At 68.0% G+C, this 16216-nt stretch carries 16 protein-coding genes; 5 read left to right on the top strand and 11 right to left on the bottom strand.

What is annotated here, in order from left to right:
- Nucleotides 1-28: 28 nt before the first annotated feature.
- A complete protein-coding gene (locus CF68_RS02350; RefSeq protein WP_010813614.1) occupies nucleotides 29-910 on the top strand; it encodes an AEC family transporter in 882 nt (293 codons plus the stop codon).
- 61 nt (nucleotides 911-971) lie between these two features.
- Here CF68_RS02350 and mog read toward each other — a convergent pair whose 3' ends face one another.
- Together mog and yjgA are read right to left on the bottom strand one after the other, a co-directional pair.
- The gene (mog, locus tag CF68_RS02345; RefSeq protein WP_051591363.1) at nucleotides 972-1610 is read right to left on the bottom strand and encodes a molybdopterin adenylyltransferase; all 639 of its coding nucleotides are present in this window, start codon (nucleotides 1608-1610) and stop codon (nucleotides 972-974) included.
- The gene (gene yjgA, locus CF68_RS02340; protein ID WP_035815760.1) at nucleotides 1607-2227 is read right to left on the bottom strand and encodes a ribosome biogenesis factor YjgA; all 621 of its coding nucleotides are present in this window, start codon (nucleotides 2225-2227) and stop codon (nucleotides 1607-1609) included. The genes mog and yjgA overlap by 4 nt, the downstream gene beginning before the upstream one ends.
- 49 nt (nucleotides 2228-2276) lie before the next feature.
- Here yjgA and pmbA point away from each other — a divergent pair, with 49 nt between their 5' ends.
- Nucleotides 2277-3644, top strand: coding sequence for a metalloprotease PmbA (pmbA, locus tag CF68_RS02335; RefSeq protein WP_035815759.1), 1368 nt, complete (start codon nucleotides 2277-2279; stop codon nucleotides 3642-3644).
- A gap of 66 nt (nucleotides 3645-3710) precedes the next feature.
- On the opposite strand, the gene CF68_RS02330 is transcribed toward pmbA, so the two are convergent.
- The 3 genes from CF68_RS02330 to CF68_RS02320 all read right to left on the bottom strand — a co-directional run bounded on the left by CF68_RS02330 (nucleotide 3711) and on the right by CF68_RS02320 (nucleotide 5847).
- The gene (locus CF68_RS02330) at nucleotides 3711-4211 is read right to left on the bottom strand and encodes a dihydrofolate reductase (RefSeq protein ID WP_035815758.1); all 501 of its coding nucleotides are present in this window, start codon (nucleotides 4209-4211) and stop codon (nucleotides 3711-3713) included.
- On the bottom strand, nucleotides 4208-5002 hold the full coding sequence (locus tag CF68_RS02325; RefSeq protein WP_035815757.1) for a thymidylate synthase: 795 nt from the start codon (nucleotides 5000-5002) through the stop codon (nucleotides 4208-4210). The genes CF68_RS02330 and CF68_RS02325 overlap by 4 nt, the downstream gene beginning before the upstream one ends.
- Nucleotides 5003-5145: 143 nt before the next feature.
- Nucleotides 5146-5847 carry a TerC family protein gene (locus CF68_RS02320; RefSeq protein WP_035815756.1) on the bottom strand — a complete coding sequence of 234 codons (702 nt, stop codon included), beginning with the start codon at nucleotides 5845-5847 and terminating at the stop codon, nucleotides 5146-5148.
- A gap of 522 nt (nucleotides 5848-6369) precedes the next feature.
- Between CF68_RS02320 and egtD the strand changes: the two genes are divergently transcribed.
- A complete protein-coding gene (egtD, locus tag CF68_RS02315; protein ID WP_035815754.1) occupies nucleotides 6370-7467 on the top strand; it encodes an L-histidine N(alpha)-methyltransferase in 1098 nt (365 codons plus the stop codon).
- Between the two features lie 143 nt (nucleotides 7468-7610).
- A complete protein-coding gene (locus CF68_RS02310; RefSeq protein ID WP_035815752.1) occupies nucleotides 7611-8867 on the top strand; it encodes an SUMF1/EgtB/PvdO family nonheme iron enzyme in 1257 nt (418 codons plus the stop codon).
- Nucleotides 8868-8948: 81 nt separating this feature from the next.
- On the opposite strand, the gene CF68_RS02305 is transcribed toward CF68_RS02310, so the two are convergent.
- The 5 genes from CF68_RS02305 to CF68_RS02285 form a co-directional block, all read right to left on the bottom strand.
- Nucleotides 8949-10895, bottom strand: coding sequence for a DEAD/DEAH box helicase (locus CF68_RS02305; RefSeq protein ID WP_035815750.1), 1947 nt, complete (start codon nucleotides 10893-10895; stop codon nucleotides 8949-8951).
- Nucleotides 10896-11716: 821 nt separating this feature from the next.
- Nucleotides 11717-11959: a hypothetical protein gene (locus tag CF68_RS02300; RefSeq protein ID WP_035815749.1), complete on the bottom strand. Its 243-nt coding sequence runs from the start codon at nucleotides 11957-11959 to the stop codon at nucleotides 11717-11719.
- A 104-nt stretch (nucleotides 11960-12063) separates the two neighbouring features.
- Nucleotides 12064-12336 carry a hypothetical protein gene (locus CF68_RS02295; protein ID WP_035815748.1) on the bottom strand — a complete coding sequence of 91 codons (273 nt, stop codon included), beginning with the start codon at nucleotides 12334-12336 and terminating at the stop codon, nucleotides 12064-12066.
- Between the two features lie 82 nt (nucleotides 12337-12418).
- Nucleotides 12419-12688: a hypothetical protein gene (locus CF68_RS02290; RefSeq protein ID WP_035815747.1), complete on the bottom strand. Its 270-nt coding sequence runs from the start codon at nucleotides 12686-12688 to the stop codon at nucleotides 12419-12421.
- Between the two features lie 48 nt (nucleotides 12689-12736).
- Nucleotides 12737-13006 (bottom strand): hypothetical protein, encoded by a 270-nt coding sequence (locus CF68_RS02285; RefSeq protein WP_035815746.1) that lies wholly within the window; start codon nucleotides 13004-13006, stop codon nucleotides 12737-12739.
- A gap of 406 nt (nucleotides 13007-13412) precedes the next feature.
- Here CF68_RS02285 and CF68_RS02275 point away from each other — a divergent pair, with 406 nt between their 5' ends.
- On the top strand, nucleotides 13413-15464 hold the full coding sequence (locus tag CF68_RS02275) for a serine/threonine protein kinase (protein ID WP_035815743.1): 2052 nt from the start codon (nucleotides 13413-13415) through the stop codon (nucleotides 15462-15464).
- A gap of 37 nt (nucleotides 15465-15501) precedes the next feature.
- On the opposite strand, the gene CF68_RS02270 is transcribed toward CF68_RS02275, so the two are convergent.
- Nucleotides 15502-16152: a formylglycine-generating enzyme family protein gene (locus CF68_RS02270; RefSeq protein ID WP_369798843.1), complete on the bottom strand. Its 651-nt coding sequence runs from the start codon at nucleotides 16150-16152 to the stop codon at nucleotides 15502-15504.
- Nucleotides 16153-16216: the final 64 nt, after the last annotated feature.

The raw sequence follows: 16216 nt of genomic DNA, 5'->3' as shown, positions 1-16216 counted from the left end.
CGCTGTCCGGGGCGTGTCCCGCCTGCCCATGCTTGAGCGCATCGTCTCCATCATCACGCCGGTCATCCTGATCATCCTGGTCGGGTGGCTGTACGGGCGCAAGGCCCATCCGGACATGGCCGGCATCAACCGCGCCACGCTGGACGTGATCGCGCCGCTGCTGGTGGTGTCGGCCTTCGTCAGCAAGGATTTCGTGCTGGCCGACCAGCTGGTGCTGCTGGGCTGCGCGGTGGCGGTGGTGCTGGGCTCGGGCGTGCTGGCGTGGGCGCTGGCGCGGCTGCTGAAGGCCGATCCGCGCACCTTCGTGCCGCCGATGATGTTCAACAACTGCGGCAACATGGGCCTGCCGCTGTCGGTATTTGCCTTCGGCCCGGCTGGCCTGGCGCCGGCGGTGGCGCTGTTCGCGGCATCGAACCTGATGCACTTCACCATCGGCATGAAGATCGTCAACCGCCATGCATCGATGGCGCAGATCGCGCGCAACCCCATGGTGCTGGCCACCGTGGCGGGCGTGGCGCTGGCGCTGGCGCGGCCATGGTTCACGCTGCCGGATCCAGTCTACCAGTCGGTCAAGCTGCTGGGCGACGCCACCGTGCCGCTGATGCTGTTTGCGCTGGGCGTGCGCATGAAGGACGTCAGCCTGCGCAACTGGGGCATGGGCCTGGTCGGCGCCGCGGCCTGCCCCCTGACGGGCATTGCGGTGGCACTGCTGCTGGCGCAGTGGGTGCCGCTGACCGAATTGCAGCGTGGCCTTCTCTTTGTGTTTGCCGCGCTGCCGCCGGCGGTGCTGAACTTCCTGGTGGCAGACCATTTCCGGCAGGAGCCGGACCAGGTGGCGTCGATCGTGCTGCTGGGCAATATCGCCGCGGTGGTGTTCGTGCCGGTGGGGTTGTACCTGGGCTTGCGCTGAGAAGCGGGAAGGGGGGAACCCGCAGGCGGGCGCCTGCGGGCGATTGGTGCGATTGGCGGGATTACGCGGCGGGCTTGGCCCGCACGGCGTTCTTCGGGCGCCAGGCCTTGACGATGGCTTCGTCGGTTTCCATGTAGGGGCCGCCGATCAGGTCGATGCAATACGGCACCGCAGCAAAGATCCCTTGCACCACGGCCTTGCCATCGGCATCGCGCAGGCCCTCAAGGGTCTCGCGGATGGCGCGCGGCTGGCCGGGCAGGTTGACGATCAGCGCGGCGCGGCTGGCGGTCTCGCGGATCACCGCCACCTGGCGCGACAGGATCGCGGTCGGCACGAAATGCAGGCTGACCTGGCGCATCTGCTCGCCAAAGCCGGGCATTTCCTTGGTGCCCACGGCCAGCGTGGCCTCCGGCGTCACGTCGCGGCGCGCCGGGCCGGTGCCGCCGGTGGTCAGCACCAGGTCGCAGCCGGCCACGTCGACCAGGTCGATCAGGGTGCGCGAGATCTGCGCCTGCTCGTCCGGGATCAGCCGCTCCACCGCCTGCCAGGGCGTGGTCAGCGTGCGCCCGAACCACTCGCGCAGCGCCGGGATGCCTTCGTCCTGGTAGGTGCCGGCCGAGGCGCGGTCCGAGATCGAAACGAAGCCGACAACGAGTTCGTCGGGATGGTTGCGGACTACCGGCTGCGTGGTCTGGGTCATGCCTCGGGCTCCGGGGTAGGGGGTTGGTCCGCGGCGGCGCCGGCCTTGCCGTCCTTCGCGTCCAGCGCCGTCTTGATCGCCTGGAACAGCTCGCGGAAATAGCGCGGCGGCTTGCTTTGCTCCTTTTCCTTGCGCGCGTTGCGGATGGTGTTGCGCAGCGCCTGCACGTCGATGCCGGGATGCTCGGCGAGGAAGCGCGTCAGCGCCGCGTCGTCGGCCAGCAGCAGCTCGCGCCAGCGCTCGATCAGGTGCATGCGGGCGGTTTCGGCCTTGCTGGTGCCCTTGAAGCCCTCCAGCGCTTGCCGGATCACCTCGACCTCTTCGTCTTCGAGGCCGCGCATGATCTTGCCCACGAACTGCATCTGGCGGCGCTTGCCTTCGTGGCTGTTGATGCGGCGGGCCTGGTGGATGGCGTCGGCCAGCGCTTCGGGCATGGGCACGCGCGCCAGGCGGTCCTTGGCCAGGGCTTCGAGCTCGGCGCCAAGGTCCTGCAGGGCGGTCATGTCGCGCTTGCGCTGCGACTTGCTTTTCGGTTCGTCGTCTTCCGGTTCGGGCGCAAAGCCTCCGGGAAAGCGCGAGCCATTCGGATTACGGGAATTTCGCGTCATGCCCGGCATTTTATCTTGCTATGATTGCCGCTTGGACTTTTGATGACACCCGCCCAGCATGGACCAGATCGCAGAACAAACCGCGCACTTCACCTACACCCAGGCCCAGCTCAGCGAGATGGCCGCCGATGTGCTGCGCGTTGCACGCGAACTTGGGGCGACCGACGCCGCCACCGAGATCTCCGAAGGCAGCGGCCTGTCGGTATCGGTACGCAAGGGGCAGGTGGAAACCATCGAGCAGAACCGCGACAAGGTGGTCGGGGTCACGGTCATGATCGGCAAGCGCCGCGGCAATGCCAGCACCTCGGACTTCTCTCCGGCCGCGCTGCGCGCCACCGCCGAGGCCGCCTACAACATCGCCCGCTTCACGGCCGAGGACGATTGCGCCGGCCTGGCCGAGGAAGAACTGCTGGAACGCGCGCCACAGGACCTGGAACTGTTCCACCCCTGGGCGCTGGACGCCGAGCGCGCCATCGACATCGCCACCCGCGCCGAGGCCGCCGCCTTCGCGGTGTCGCCGCGCATCCGCAACAGCGACGGCGCCAGCGTGTCGGCGCAGCATTCGCAGTTCGTGCTGGCGACCACGCGCGGCTTCTCGGGCGGCTACCCGTATTCGCGCCATTTCATCTCGTGCGCGCCGATCGCCGGCAGCGGCAGCGGCATGCAGCGCGATGACTGGTACTCGTCCAAGCGCTCGCCGCTGGCGCTGGCCGCGCCCGAGGACATCGGCCGCTACGCCGCCGAGCGCGCGCTGGCGCGGCTGCAGGCGCGCCAGCTGTCCACGCGCCGCTGCCCGGTGCTGTTCGAGGCGCCGCTGGCCGCGGGGCTGCTGGGCGCCTTCGTGCAGGCGGTGTCGGGCGGCGCGCTGTACCGCAAATCCACTTTCCTGTGCGATTCGCTGGGCCAGGCCGTGTTTGCGCCGCATATCCAGATCCATGAGCAGCCGCACACCCCCGGCGCCATGGGCAGCGCCCCGTTCGACGAGGAAGGCGTGCGCACCCGCGCCCGCGACGTGGTGCGCGACGGCGTGGTGCAGGGCTATTTCCTGTCGACCTATTCCGCGCGCAAGCTCGGCATGCAGACCACCGGCAACGCCGGCGGCTCGCACAACCTGACGCTGACCAGCTCGCTGACCGAGCCCGACGACGACTTCCCGGCCATGCTGCGCAAGCTCGGCACCGGCCTGCTGGTGACCGAGCTGATGGGGCAGGGCGTCAACTACGTGACCGGAGATTATTCGCGCGGCGCCTCGGGCTACTGGGTCGAGAACGGCGTGATCCAGTACCCGGTCGAGGAAATCACCATCGCCGGCAATATGGCCGAGATGTTCCAGCAGATCGTCGCCATCGGCGCGGATGCGCTGGTGCGCGGCACCAAGGAAACCGGCTCGATCCTGCTTGAGCAGATGACGATTGCCGGCACCTGAGCGGCGCGCGCCGCCCAAAGAAAAAGCAGGCCGGCCGGCCTGCTTTTTTATTGCCCGCGCAATGCCTTACGACTCGTCTGACGGTGGCCGCTCATACGTGACGAAGGCATAGTCGAAGCCATTCGCTTCCGAATGATGCGTTTCGCGCGCGGTTTCAATCCATTGGGTGCGGTCGATCGCCGGGAAGAAGGCATCGCCTTCCACATCCGCGTCGATCTCGGTCACCACCAGCCGGTCCGCGCACGGCATGGCCTCGGCGTAGAGCTGCGCGCCGCCGATCAGGAAGATCTGCTCCGCGCCCACGCACAGGCGCTGGGCGTCTTCCAGCGAGGCCGCCACCTCGGCGCCCTCGATGCGCAGGTCCGGGTTGCGGCTGACCACGATATTGCGGCGCCCCGGCAGCGGGCGGCCGATCGAGTCCCAGGTCTTGCGGCCCATGATCACGGGCGCGCCCATGGTGGTGCGCTTGAAGTGCGCCAGGTCTTCCGGCAGGCGCCACGGCAGCGTGTTGTCGCGGCCGATGGTGTTGTTGCGGGCGCGGGCGACGACCAGTGTCAGCAGCGTCATACGGCCACCGGTGCCTTGATGGCGGCGTGCGACTGGTAGCCGGCCAGTTCAAAGTCTTCGTAGCGGTAGTCGAAGATGCTGTCGGGCTTGCGCAGGATCTTCAGCTGCGGCAGCGCCAGCGGCTCGCGTGCCAGCTGGGTCTGCACCTGCTCGAAATGGTTGTTGTACAGATGGCAGTCGCCGCCGGTCCAGACGAAGTCGCCCACTTCCAGCCCGGTCTGCTGCGCCATCATGTGGGTCAGCAGCGCATAGCTGGCGATATTGAACGGCACGCCCAGGAAGATATCGGCGCTGCGCTGGTAGAGCTGGCACGACAGCCGGCCATCGGCCACGTAGAACTGGAAGAACGCGTGGCAGGGCGGCAGCTTCATGCGCGGGATGTCGGCCACGTTCCAGGCCGATACGATCAGGCGGCGCGAATCCGGGTTGGCGCGGATCTGCGCCACCAGGTCGGTGATCTGGTCGATATGGCGGCCGTCCGGCGCCGGCCACGAGCGCCATTGCGAGCCGTAGACCGGGCCCAGTTCGCCGTTCTCGTCGGCCCACTCGTTCCAGATGCTGACGCCGTGCTCCTGCAGCCAGCGCACGTTGGTCGAGCCCTGCAGGAACCACAGCAGCTCCAGGATGATCGACTTGAGGTGCAGCTTCTTGGTGGTCACCACCGGGAAGCCTGCGCGCAGGTCGAAGCGCATCTGGTAGCCGAACACCGAGCGCGTGCCGGTGCCGGTGCGGTCGGCCTTGTCGGTGCCATGCTCGTACACATGGCGCATGAAGTCGAGGTACTGTTTCATCGGCGCGGGGCGGGATCGGAAGTGACGCGGGCGCTGGTCCCGCAAAGCTGGCATTTTAAAGCAAAAGGGCCATCCCTCAGGATGGCCCTTCAGCGGGCTGGCCGGGGCGGGCGCCCCGGCCATGCCTGGCACGGCTTGCCGCCTTAGTGGCTGCTGGCCGGTTGCTGCACGCGGCGCTTCTGTACCAGGTAGCCGGCGCCCAGCACGCCGCCGACGATCAGCACGTACAGGCCCCAGTTGACCACCGGGTTGGCTTCGAAGAACGCGTTGATCATCGGCTCATGCACGATCATCTTGACCGCCGTGAACGCCAGCACGCCCGCGCCCAGGTAGATGATGATCGGGAAGCGGCCCATCAGCTTGAGCACCAGGCTCGAGCCCCACACCACGATGGGGATGCTGATCAGCAGGCCCAGCACCACCAGCAGGAAGCTGCCGTGCGCGGCACCGGCCACGGCCAGCACGTTGTCCACGCCCATCACCGCGTCGGCGATGATGATGGTCTTCATAGCGCCCCACAGGGTCGAGGCGCCCGAGCCGTGCCCCTCGCCGTCGCCTTCGTCGGAGAGCAGCTTGTAGGCAATCCACACCAGCGCCAGGCCGCCGATCAGCATCAGTCCCGGAATCTTCAGCAGCCAGACCACGCCGATCGTCATGGCCGAACGCACCACCACGGCACCGACGGTACCCCAGATGATGGCCTTCTTCTGCAGGTGGGCGGGCAGGTTGCGCGCCGCCAGGGCGATCACGATGGCATTGTCGCCAGCCAGCACCAGGTCAATGACGACGATGGACAGCAGTGCCGTCAGGAACTGCATCGTGAACAGATCGGTAAACCACTCCATGAACTCTCCTCAGGGTACAAATCAGCGCAAGTGCGCGTATCGGGTTCGCCTGGATTCACGTAGCACGGGAGCGTGGGGGCGCCTTTGCAAACCATGAAGTCCAGGTTGCAAAGGTCTTGCTCGACCACTGGCGCGGTATGCGCGCCGGTAGTCAGCACAACCGGGGACAAGGGTCCCGGAATGACGATTGTGCTAAGGGCATGGGCCCCGGAGCTACTCCCCTTTGAGGGACACGACCCGTTTCGGGGCCGCGCTGGGCGGGATTATAAACGAACTGCAAGGGATATGCCCCATTAGGAAAGATACTGACTCAAGGTTTTTGATGTGCCGCGTGCGGCGCATCCGGCGATCGGGCGGTGCGCGATCCGCCGGATGGGCCTATCCTTTAAGTTCGGCTTCGCCCGATGCGTCCCGGACGGCACAGGGGGGTGTTGCGGAGACCGGCGCGCACGACATGCACAGCGCGGCCTTGGGGAATACGCAGTGAAGCAGTGACCATTCGCGACCACACAAGGAAACGACATGCCGGCTGTTCCGAATCCGCCGAATACCCCCTTCCAGAACAAAGCCCCGCAGACACCTCTCCCCCCCCTGAACCACCACAACGGCCATGCGGCCGCACCGCCCGCCCTGGTTGCGCTGGCCAATGGCCGTGCGCACCTGCCGCCGCCCCAGCCGGAGTTCGTGCAGCAGTACCGCGAGGACAATGGTGCGCTGCGCGAGCAGGTGCTGGCCGGGCTGCGTGCCGGGCAGGCCGCCATCAGCCCCAAGTTCTTCTACGACGTGCTGGGCTCGCGCCTGTTCGAGGCCATCACCGACCTGCCTGAGTACTACCCGACCCGCACCGAGGCCGCGATCTTTGCCAGCGCGGCGCCGGCCATTGCCGCGCGTGCCGGCAGCGGCTGCGTGCTGGTGGACCTGGGTGCGGGCAATTGCGAAAAGGCTGCCAGGCTCTTTGGCAGCCTGCGCCCGGCGCAGTACGTGGCGCTGGATATCTCGGTGGAGTTCCTGCGCGCGACGCTGTCGTCGCTGCAGCAGCAGCATCCCGAGATCCCGATGCTGGGCCTGGGTGCCGACCTGTGTGCGCCGTTCGATCTGCCCGCCAACGTCAGGCGCGGCAGGCGGCTGTTCTTCTACCCGGGTTCGAGCATCGGCAATTTCGCCCCGGTCGAGGCCCTGGCATTGCTGCAGCGCATGCGCGGCGCGGCCGGGCGCGGCGACGGCGTGCTGATCGGGGTCGACTTGCACAAGGACGAAGCCACGCTGGTGTCTGCCTATGACGATGCGCTGGGCGTGACCGCCGCGTTCAACCGCAACGTGCTGCGCAACGTGAACCGCATCGTCGGCACGGATTTTTCGCTCGACGACTGGCGCCATGTGGCGAGCTTCGACCGCGCGGCATCGCGCATCCAGATGCACCTGCAGGCGTGCCGCGACGTGCGCGTGCAATGGCAGGGCGGCGCGCGCGAGTTTGCCGCCGGCGAACGGATCCATACCGAGGACTCCTACAAATACCGCCCGCAGGACTTCACGCTCTTGCTGGAAGCCGCCGGGTTTGACGACCCGGTGTACTGGACCGACCCGAGCGGCTGGTTCGCCGTGTTCCACGCGCGCGGCTGATCCGCCCGCGCGGGCGCCATCCGGCAGGGATGGCAGGTAGTGTCATAATGGCCGCAGCCGGCCTGGCGTGCGAGCGCCAGGCCAGCAGTTGCCTGCTTCGGTCACTGCCTGTCCACTGTTCACTCCCTGCACGGACTTTCCCGATGAGCGGCTTTCCCATGCTTCCCGATCTCTACTTCACCGGCGGCAAGGCGACCTGGTCCGACCCGCGCCGGCTGCCGCGCGAAGGGCTGGCGCAGGCGCTGGTCGATGCGCGCAACCGCACGCTGGCGTGGCTGGCACCGTTCGGGCAGACGCGCCGCGCCTGGGACGTGCCGCATCAGTACGATGCCGATCCGCCGTTGTGGACGCTCGGGCACGTGGCCTGGCATGCAGAGTGGTGGTGCCTGCGCGGCGTGCGCCAGGTGGACCGCGGCGGCGTGCCGGTGCCGGTGGCGTCCGAGCCATCGCTGCTGGACGGCGCCGACGAGTGGTTCGACCCGGACCGCATCGGCCCCGACGAGCGCTGGGAGATCGCGCTGCCCGACGTCGCGGTGGTCAAGCGCTATGCTGCCGACGTGCTCGACGGCGTGCTGCGCCGGATCGCGCTGCTGGCCGACGACAGCGACCTGACCCTGTACCCGTACCGCCGCGCGCTGCTGCATGAGGATGCCCAGGGCGAAGGCGTAGCCGCGCTGTTGCAGGCGCTGGGCATGGCGCCCGCGGAGGCCATCGGCGCCGGTCCGGTGCAGCCTGCGGGGCATGGCGGCACGCTGCATTTCCCGGGCGGTCGCTTCACGCTCGGCTGGAGCGATCCCGACGGCTTTGCCTGGCCGGATGAGCTGCCGCCGCAGCCCACCTACGTCCCCGTGTTTGAAATGGACATGGCGCCGGTCAGCAACGCGCAGTTCCTCGAGTTCGTCGAGGACGGCGGCTACGAGCACCCGGCGTGGTGGTCGGCAGCGGGGCGCCAGTGGCTGATGACGCAGGAACGCTCGGCGCCGCGCTACTGGTCGCGCCATCCGGAATCGCGCGGCTGGATGGTGGAGCGCTTCGGCACGCTGCGCACGCTCAATCCGGATGAGGCGGTGCGCCACGTCACGCTGTACGAGGCGCAGGCGTGGTGCGTGTGGGCGGGGCGGCGCCTGCCGGCGGAATCGGAATGGGAGCTCGCCGCGACGCAGAACCGCGGCCTGCAGTGGGGGGCGCTGCGCGAGTGGACTGCCACGCCCTACGAGCCGTACGCCGGATTTGCCGCCGCGCCGTCAGACAGCGAGGTGGTGGGGCGTTTCGGCACGCACCAGGCGGTGCGCGGTGTGTCGTTCGCCAGCCCCGCGCGGCTGCGCCATGTGCGGGCAAGGTGGGCGCGGTTGCCGGAGGATGATCTGTCCTTCATCGGCTTTCGCACCTGCGCGCTGTAGCGGGCTGTACGCGACAACAAAAAAGGGCACCCGAGGGTGCCCTTTCTTCTGCCTGGCAGGTGCGCTTAGCGCACCGCCCGATCAACGCTCGTAGCGCGAGCGGCTGTTGCGGTTGCCGTTGCTGCCGCCATTGCCGCCGAAACCGCCGCCAAAGCTGCGATTGCCGTCACGGTTGCCGTCGCGGTTGCCGAAGCTGCGGCCTTCGCCGTTGCCACCAGTGCTGGCACCGGTGTTGCCACGATAGCCGCCGCCGGTGCGGTCGCCGAAGCCACCACGGTTGTTGTCGCCAAAGCTGCGGGCGGCGCCGTCGCGGTTGCCGAAACCACCGCGGTTGTCGTCGCCGAAGCTGCGGCCGCCTTCGCGGTTGCCGAAGCCACGCGCACCGTCGTTGGCGCCGCGGTAGCCGGCGCCCTGGCCCTGGCCCTGGCCTTGGCCACGGTAGCCGCCTTCACGATTGCCGAAGCCACCGCGGTTGTCGTCACCGAACGGGCGTGCGCCTTCCGGGCGGTTGCCGAAGCCACGGCTCTCGCCGCTGAACTTGCGCTCGCCGAAGCCGGTGCGGTTCTCGCCGCCGCCGAACTTGCGGTCGCCGAAGCTGCGTTCGCCGCCACGGTAGCCGCCGCCATTGCCGCGGGAGTCACCGCGGCCGCCGCCCGGCTTGCCGCCGAAGTTGGAACGCGGCTTGGGCGAACGGCGCGGCTCCAGGCCTTCGATCACCGAAGCGTCGATGCGCTGGTTGGTGAAGCGCTCGATGCGCTTCCACTGGAACATGTCGTTGTGGTTCACCAGGTTGATGGCGGTGCCCGAGCGGCCAGCGCGGCCGGTACGGCCGATGCGGTGCACGTAGTCCTCGGCCTGCTTGGGCAGGTCGAAGTTCACCACGTGGGTGATATCGGGCACGTCGATGCCGCGCGCGGCCACGTCAGTGGCCACCAGCACGCGCAGGTTGCCGCGGCGCAGCGCGGTCAGGGTGCGGTTGCGCGCGCCCTGGGTCATGTCGCCGTGCAGCGCGCCGGCGGAGAAGCCGGTGTCGGACAGGCGCTCGGCCAGCGAATCGGCATCGCGCTTGGTCGCGGTGAAGACGATGGCTTGCTTGAGCGTCGCGTCGCGCAGCAGGTGGTCCAGCAGGCGTTCCTTGTGCGACATGTCGTCGGTGAAGTGCAGGCGCTGCTCGATATGGCTCTGGTCGGCGCGGGCCGCGGCGATCTCGATGCGCTGCGGGTCGCGCAGCTGGCGCGAGGCGAGCTGGCCGATGCGCGCATCCAGCGTAGCCGAGAACATCAGCGTCTGGCGCGAAGCCGGGGTGGCGTTGACGATGGCGTCGATGTCGTCGGCAAAGCCCATGTCGAGCATGCGGTCAGCCTCGTCGAACACCAGCATCTGCAGCGCCGACAGGTCGATGCGGCCGGCGTCGATATGGTCGAGCAGGCGGCCCGGCGTGGCCACCAGGATGTCAGGCATCTTGGACAGCGCGGCCAGCTGCTTGGGGTAGGGCATGCCGCCCAGGATGCTGGCGCAGACGATGCGGCGCAGGTTGCGGCCGTACTTGGCGGCAGCCTCGGTCACCTGCAGCGCCAGTTCGCGCGTCGGGGTCAGCACCAGCAGAGCGGGCTGGGCCGGCGACGGGCGCGGGCGCTTGCCCTTCATGCGCTTGGCGGGCTCGGTCGCGCGCTGCGGCGCCGGCATTTCGCTGATGCGCTGGATCGCGGGCAGCATGAACGCGGCGGTCTTGCCCGAGCCGGTCTGGCTCGAGACCAGCAGGTCGCGGCCGGCCAGGAAGGCCGGGATGGCCTGGGCCTGCACCGGCGTGGGCGTGTTGTAGTTCAGTTCGGAGAGGGCGCGCAGGATGGCCGTATCGAGGCCAAGCGTGGCGAAACCGCTTTCCACGGCCGGGGCTTCTTCAACTGCCGGGCTGGGGTTGAGCAGGGCGTCGAGCTTGTCGAGCGGGCTCTGGGCAGCGTCGGAAGTGATCGAAGCGTCGGTCGCGGAGGCAATAGCTTGCTCCGCACGAATGTCGTGCTGGGTCATGTCGGAATGGTCAAATAAATGCATGGCACCCCGGCAAAGCTGAATGGGGTGGGCGCAGTGCAAAGTCTTAAAAAGGCTTCGGCGCCAATCGGTGAGGCCGTTACGACAGACACAGCTGGCAGTACGGCGGCAGGCAGGGCGGTGGCTGGTCCCGCTAGGCGGTCCGGCCGTATCCCTGGCAGGCAAACAGCTCAGGTTTCAGGCTGTTCAACAGGATCGGAGACGAGGCGACGTCAGGTGAGCGGTGCGTTCTGCTGGGCGGCTGGGGCCATGAAGTGATGACTAGGCGTCCGGCAGCGAGGAAACAGAGCTTGGGAGGGCAGCGGATTCGCCGCGGCAGGAAGCCGGGCGTTTGGCGGATCTCACAGTTGCGAAACTCACGGCGCGGATTATAGCAGAGTACGGAATTTTTGTTGCACTGCGAAAACGTAACCGGATATGTCAGGCGCTCGTCACCTTCCAGGCGCGCCCCGCACCACGCTGGTTGAAAGCCGAAAACCCCCGCCTATACTGGAGGCGCGAGCACACAGGATGCCCGCACGGGGCGGACGAAAACGCTCCCGCTTGACCTCTTCCAGCGGCATTGGGCCGCTGTTCGCGGCGAGCACTGCGGTCATTGACTCCAAGCGCCAGTCTTCCTGCGACTCTCCGGGTGGTCCGGATGGGCGTCCGCTTCATGCTTCATGGGCGGAATCATGGGAAGCCTGCCTGGAACAGAATGACCGAACTGCTGACCGCGTGACCCAGGTGGTCCGGGCCCGTCCGCATCCAAAGCCCGCCAGCGATGGCGGGCTTTTCATTTGGACGGTTGTGGTTGCGGTTCAGTCTTCTGCATCCTTGCCAGCGGCCGTGCGCGGCAGCCGCCCGAGCGGCTGCTCCTGCGGCATCACATGGCGGTTGCCCGGCAATCCGCCCGGGTAGCCGACGATGCGCGCGGCGCCCTGGCGCCGCAAGCCATGCCATGCCTGGCCGCCGGCGGTGCGCCCGCCGCCCAGGATGGCGGTCATGGCCTGCCGGTCGAGATCCATGCTGTCGGGCAAATCCTTGATGACGATCACTGCCATGGCTGTCTCCGGTCAAGCGGCGCCACGGCCATGCGGCCGCGGGACCGCTTCAGTATAGGCGAGGCGGTCCGCGGTCTTGCCCGCGGGGCCGCCGCGCGGTGCGCTCAGACTGCGGCGAAATTGCCGGCCCATTGCGACGGGTTGACGTTGACGCGCACCGGGCCGAAGTCGGGGCCGACGATGCTGTTGTTGAGCGTGTTGACGTTGATGCTCTGCAGCTGCGCGATGTTCTGGTTGACGTTGACGGTGACGTTGGCGAGCGGGCCGACGTTGCCGACGCCGCGGCTGAGCCACGAGTTGCCGCCGCGTACGGCGCACAGCGAGGCACGGTCGAGTTCTTTGCTCAGGGCGAGATCGCGGACGAGGATCGATGACATGGTGGTGCTCCTTTGAGTCGGGTGCCGGGGGCGGCTGGCGCGGAGATTGCTGTATCTGCGCGCCTGCCGCGGCCAGGGCGTATCAGCCGAAGATGTTGTTGGTGGCGTTCTGGTTGGTGTGCACGTCGGACTTGACATGGTCCAGGAAGGCCGAGCCGTTGCCGTTCAGGTTGGTCACGGTCTGCATCTGCGCGATGCTTTGCGTGGCGTTGATGCTGTTGTCCAGCGACAGCTTGATCGGCATGTAGACGGCGGCGAAGGGCAGGTACGACAGGCCGCCGCGCACGGCGTGCATGCGCTTGCTGTCGAGGGTTTCGGCGGCGGGCAGGTCCTTGATGGTCAGCGTGGTCATGATGGTCTCCGGTATCGGTCAGTGCGTGGGTGGCTGGGGCGCGCGGGCTCAGCCGTAGATGTTGTTGGTGGCGTTCTGGTTGGTATCCACATGCGAGCGCACATGGTCCAGGAAGGCCGAGCCGTTGCCGTTCAGGTTGGTGACGGACTGCATCTGGGCGATTTCCTGCACGGCCTTGATGCTACTGTCGAACGACAGGTTCAGCGGGCTGTAGACCGCGGCGAACGGCATGTAGGCCAGGCCGCCGCGTACGGCGTGCATGCCCTTGCGGTCCAGGGTTTCGGTGGAGGACAGGTCCTTGATGGTCAGCGTGGTCATGATGGTCTCCGGTAGAGGAAGGCACTGCTTGGGTCTGGTTTCGAGCATCGGGTTGGTGTCGCGCTCGGGAGGTACTAACGCAGGGACTGTGCCAATGCCGTTGCCGGGCCCGCCAGGCAGGCGCAACTGCCTGAAAATACGGGGGATTTATTTTTGATGTCGGCTCGCGCGCACTGGCTGCGGGGCCTGCCGCATGCAGCGGGTGACGGGCCGCAGCCAACAGGCGGCGTGCTGGTGTTGGCGCGGCCGCGACAGTGGCGCGCCAAAGGCGATGCGATTGGCAGGGGGCGCCCGCGCGCGGCGTTGCACGCCCGCCTCGCATGGTTTGCGCATGCCATGGGTGCGCACTAGTATCCATCTCGAAGGCAGGCATATCCGCATCGTGGGATGCGCCGTGCCAGCAACCATGTCGGGGCATCCCGTGGCCAGTCTCAAAGAACTGATCCGCAAGTTCCAGAACGGCGGTCTCTCCGACGACGAGTTTGTTGCGTCGTTCGAAACGGCGCTGGCGCAGGATCCCACCACGCCCAGCCAGGCCGCGCGCGTGGTCATCGAGGAAAACACGCGCTTCCCGTTCCCGCCCGCCGTCTATGCCGAAGTCATGCGGCGCATCGAGCGCCGCGGCGCCACGCAGTACGACGGCGCCACCGAAGCCACGCGCCTGGCCGGCACGCAGACGGGCTCGCTGTATGCGACCTCGCCCGAGCCGGGCACGCTGCCGCCGGCGGCGCATACCAAGGGCGTGGGCGATACCCTGAACGGCCGCTTCGTGCTGGAAGAATGCCTGGGCGTGGGCGGCATGGGCACGGTCTACAAGGCGCTCGACCTGCGCAAGCTGGAAGCCTCGGACCGCAAGCCCTATATCGCCATCAAGGTGCTGAACCTGCAGTTCAGCGGGCACCCCAAGTCGCTGATGGCGCTGCAGCGCGAGGCGCGCAAGGCGCAGACGCTGGCGCACCGGAACATCGTCACCGTCTATGACTTCGACCGCGACGGACCAGTGGTCTTCCTGACCATGGAATACCTGTCAGGCTCGTCGCTCAACCATGTGCTCAAGGCCCCGGGCTTCACCGGCATGCCGATGGCGCGCGCCATGTCGATCGTTAACGGCATGGGCAATGCGCTGGCGTACGCGCACGAGCGCGGCTTCGTGCACTGCGACTTCAAGCCTGCCAACGTCTTCCTGACCGCCAGCGGCGAGGTCAAGGTGATCGACTTCGGCATTGCGCGCGGCTTCCTGCCGCCGGCCGACGAATCCGACCGGACCGTGTTCGATCCCGGCTCGCTCGGCGGCATGACGCCGGCCTACGCCAGCCCGGAGATGTTCGACCATTGCGAGCCCGACCCGCGCGACGACATCTTTGCGCTGGCCTGCGTGACTTATGAATTGCTGACCGGCAAGCATCCCTACCAGCGGCTCTCGGCCAACCAGGCGCGCGACGCCGGGCTCAAGCCGGCGCAGCCGCCGCAGTTGAGCCGCACGCAATGGAAGACCCTGCGCGAGGCGCTGTCGCTCGACCGAGAAACACGCACGCCCACCGTCGCGCGCTTTCTGCATGGCATGAGCGCGGTGCCGGTGGTGTCCACGCGGCGCCCCTCGCCGCTGATGGCAGGCGGCGTGCTGGCCGTGCTGGCGGGTGTGTCGGCGATCGGCTACTACGCGTGGCATTCGCAGCGCCAGGCCGAAGCGCCGGTGAGCGACGCGCGCGTCGAGGCCCCGGCTACCCCTGTGCCCGCGGCGCCGGTTACCCCACCCGCACCGGCTGCCCGTCCGGCAGTGCTGTCGATGGCCGACGTCACGAAGCTGCTGGCTGGCGTGCCGTGCTCGCTGCTCACCGCCACCCAGCAGGCGCAGACCTTGCGCGTGCGCGGCTTCCTGGCCGAGAGCGTGGGCGCCGCGCGGCTGCGCGAGCAGCTCAGCGCGTTGCCGGGCGTCAAGGAGCTGAAGGGCGTGTCGATCGACACCCAGCCGCTGGCCGCCGACAAATGCGACGTGGCCACCCTGATCGCGCCGTACTGGTCAGGCAACCGCGAAGGGGGCACGGCTTCGTCGCTGCGGCTGCGCGGCCAGGGCACGCAGCTGACTGAGGGTTCACCGCTGGTGCTGGATCTGCGCACGCCGGCGCGCGACTCTTATGTCTATGTCGATTACTTCGCGGCCGACGGCAAGGTGGCGCACATGGTGCCGAGCGCGCGCGTGCCCGCCCACCAGGCGCCGCCCAGCCATGGCGCCACGGTTGGCGACGGTGGCGACTGGATCATCTCCAGGCCTTTCGGCACCGAGCTGGTGGTGTTGCTGACCACACCCGCGCCGCTGTTCGAGGGCCGGCGCGCCGAGGTCGAGTTGCACAAGGACTACCTGAAGGCACTGGAAAAGCCGCTGGCGCAGATGGCACGCACTTATGGCCGGGACCGCATCAGCGCGGACCTGGTGCAGATCTCCACGCGCGCGCGCTGATTGACGCCAGTGGCGGGCTTGCCAATTGCGCCAGCCGCTACTTCATGTCGCGCGCCACGCGAAAGCCGTTCTGCGACTGCCGCACGCTGGGGCTGTACTTGAAGCGTGTGGATGACACCATGTAGCTCGCCCCTTCGCGCCAGGAGCCGCCGCGGATCACGCGTGCGCCGCAGGCGTTCTCGTTCCACACGCGCCCGTCAGCGGGAGCGCCCTTGTATGTGCTGTGCCAGCAATCGGCCACCCATTCCCACACGCTGCCGTTGACGTCGTGCAGGCCGTACGGGTTGGCCGGGAACGTCCCGACCGCGGCCGGCGCATCCTGGCTCCATGGGTCGCCGCAGTCCTTGCAGTTGGCATTGCCCTTGCGCATCTGGTCGCCCCACCAGTAGGCACTGGCGGTGCCGCCGCGCGCTGCGTATTCCCATTCCGCCTCGGTCGGAAGCCGGTAGGCCTTGCCGGTGGTCTTGCTGAGCCAGGCCACGTACTGCTGCGCGTCGTCCCAGCTGACGTCGCGCACCGGCGCGGTCTTCGGGCTGTCGGCGACGGTGGGGACGCGCTGGCAGCCGCCGGCGTCGGCGCAGGCATTCCATTGTTCGACCGTGACCTCATAGCGGCCGATGGCAAACGGCTGGCCGATGGTGACATGATGCGGGGGCTTCTCGGCGGGATCGCTGGCACTGCTGCCCATGGTGAAGCTGCCCGCCGGCAAGGAGACCAGCACCGGGCAGGCCGGGCAATCGCGGATCTCGCCG

Origin of the sequence: Cupriavidus sp. SK-4, assembly GCF_000611125.1 — a bacterium.
GTDB lineage: Bacteria > Pseudomonadota > Gammaproteobacteria > Burkholderiales > Burkholderiaceae > Cupriavidus > Cupriavidus necator.
This window is presented reverse-complemented; position numbering and strand designations above follow the sequence as displayed.

Excerpts from the sequence above, each read along its gene's own strand:
- CF68_RS02275 (WP_035815743.1), top strand. The coding sequence starts at position 13,413 with ATGTCGGGGCATCCCGTGGCCAGTCTCAAAGAACTGATCCGCAAGTTC.
- CF68_RS02325 (WP_035815757.1), bottom strand. The coding sequence starts at position 5,002 with ATGAAACAGTACCTCGACTTCATGCGCCATGTGTACGAGCATGGCACC.
- mog (WP_051591363.1), bottom strand. The coding sequence starts at position 1,610 with ATGACCCAGACCACGCAGCCGGTAGTCCGCAACCATCCCGACGAACTC.
- CF68_RS02285 (WP_035815746.1), bottom strand. The coding sequence starts at position 13,006 with ATGACCACGCTGACCATCAAGGACCTGTCCTCCACCGAAACCCTGGAC.
- CF68_RS02300 (WP_035815749.1), bottom strand. The coding sequence starts at position 11,959 with ATGGCAGTGATCGTCATCAAGGATTTGCCCGACAGCATGGATCTCGAC.
- yjgA (WP_035815760.1), bottom strand. The coding sequence starts at position 2,227 with ATGCCGGGCATGACGCGAAATTCCCGTAATCCGAATGGCTCGCGCTTT.
- CF68_RS02270 (WP_369798843.1), bottom strand. The coding sequence starts at position 16,152 with ATGGGCAGCAGTGCCAGCGATCCCGCCGAGAAGCCCCCGCATCATGTC.
- CF68_RS02320 (WP_035815756.1), bottom strand. The coding sequence starts at position 5,847 with ATGGAGTGGTTTACCGATCTGTTCACGATGCAGTTCCTGACGGCACTG.
- CF68_RS02350 (WP_010813614.1), top strand. The coding sequence starts at position 29 with ATGCTTGAGCGCATCGTCTCCATCATCACGCCGGTCATCCTGATCATC.
- egtD (WP_035815754.1), top strand. The coding sequence starts at position 6,370 with ATGCCGGCTGTTCCGAATCCGCCGAATACCCCCTTCCAGAACAAAGCC.
- CF68_RS02295 (WP_035815748.1), bottom strand. The coding sequence starts at position 12,336 with ATGTCATCGATCCTCGTCCGCGATCTCGCCCTGAGCAAAGAACTCGAC.
- CF68_RS02290 (WP_035815747.1), bottom strand. The coding sequence starts at position 12,688 with ATGACCACGCTGACCATCAAGGACCTGCCCGCCGCCGAAACCCTCGAC.
- CF68_RS02310 (WP_035815752.1), top strand. The coding sequence starts at position 7,611 with ATGAGCGGCTTTCCCATGCTTCCCGATCTCTACTTCACCGGCGGCAAG.
- pmbA (WP_035815759.1), top strand. The coding sequence starts at position 2,277 with ATGGACCAGATCGCAGAACAAACCGCGCACTTCACCTACACCCAGGCC.
- CF68_RS02330 (WP_035815758.1), bottom strand. The coding sequence starts at position 4,211 with ATGACGCTGCTGACACTGGTCGTCGCCCGCGCCCGCAACAACACCATC.
- CF68_RS02305 (WP_035815750.1), bottom strand. The coding sequence starts at position 10,895 with ATGACCCAGCACGACATTCGTGCGGAGCAAGCTATTGCCTCCGCGACC.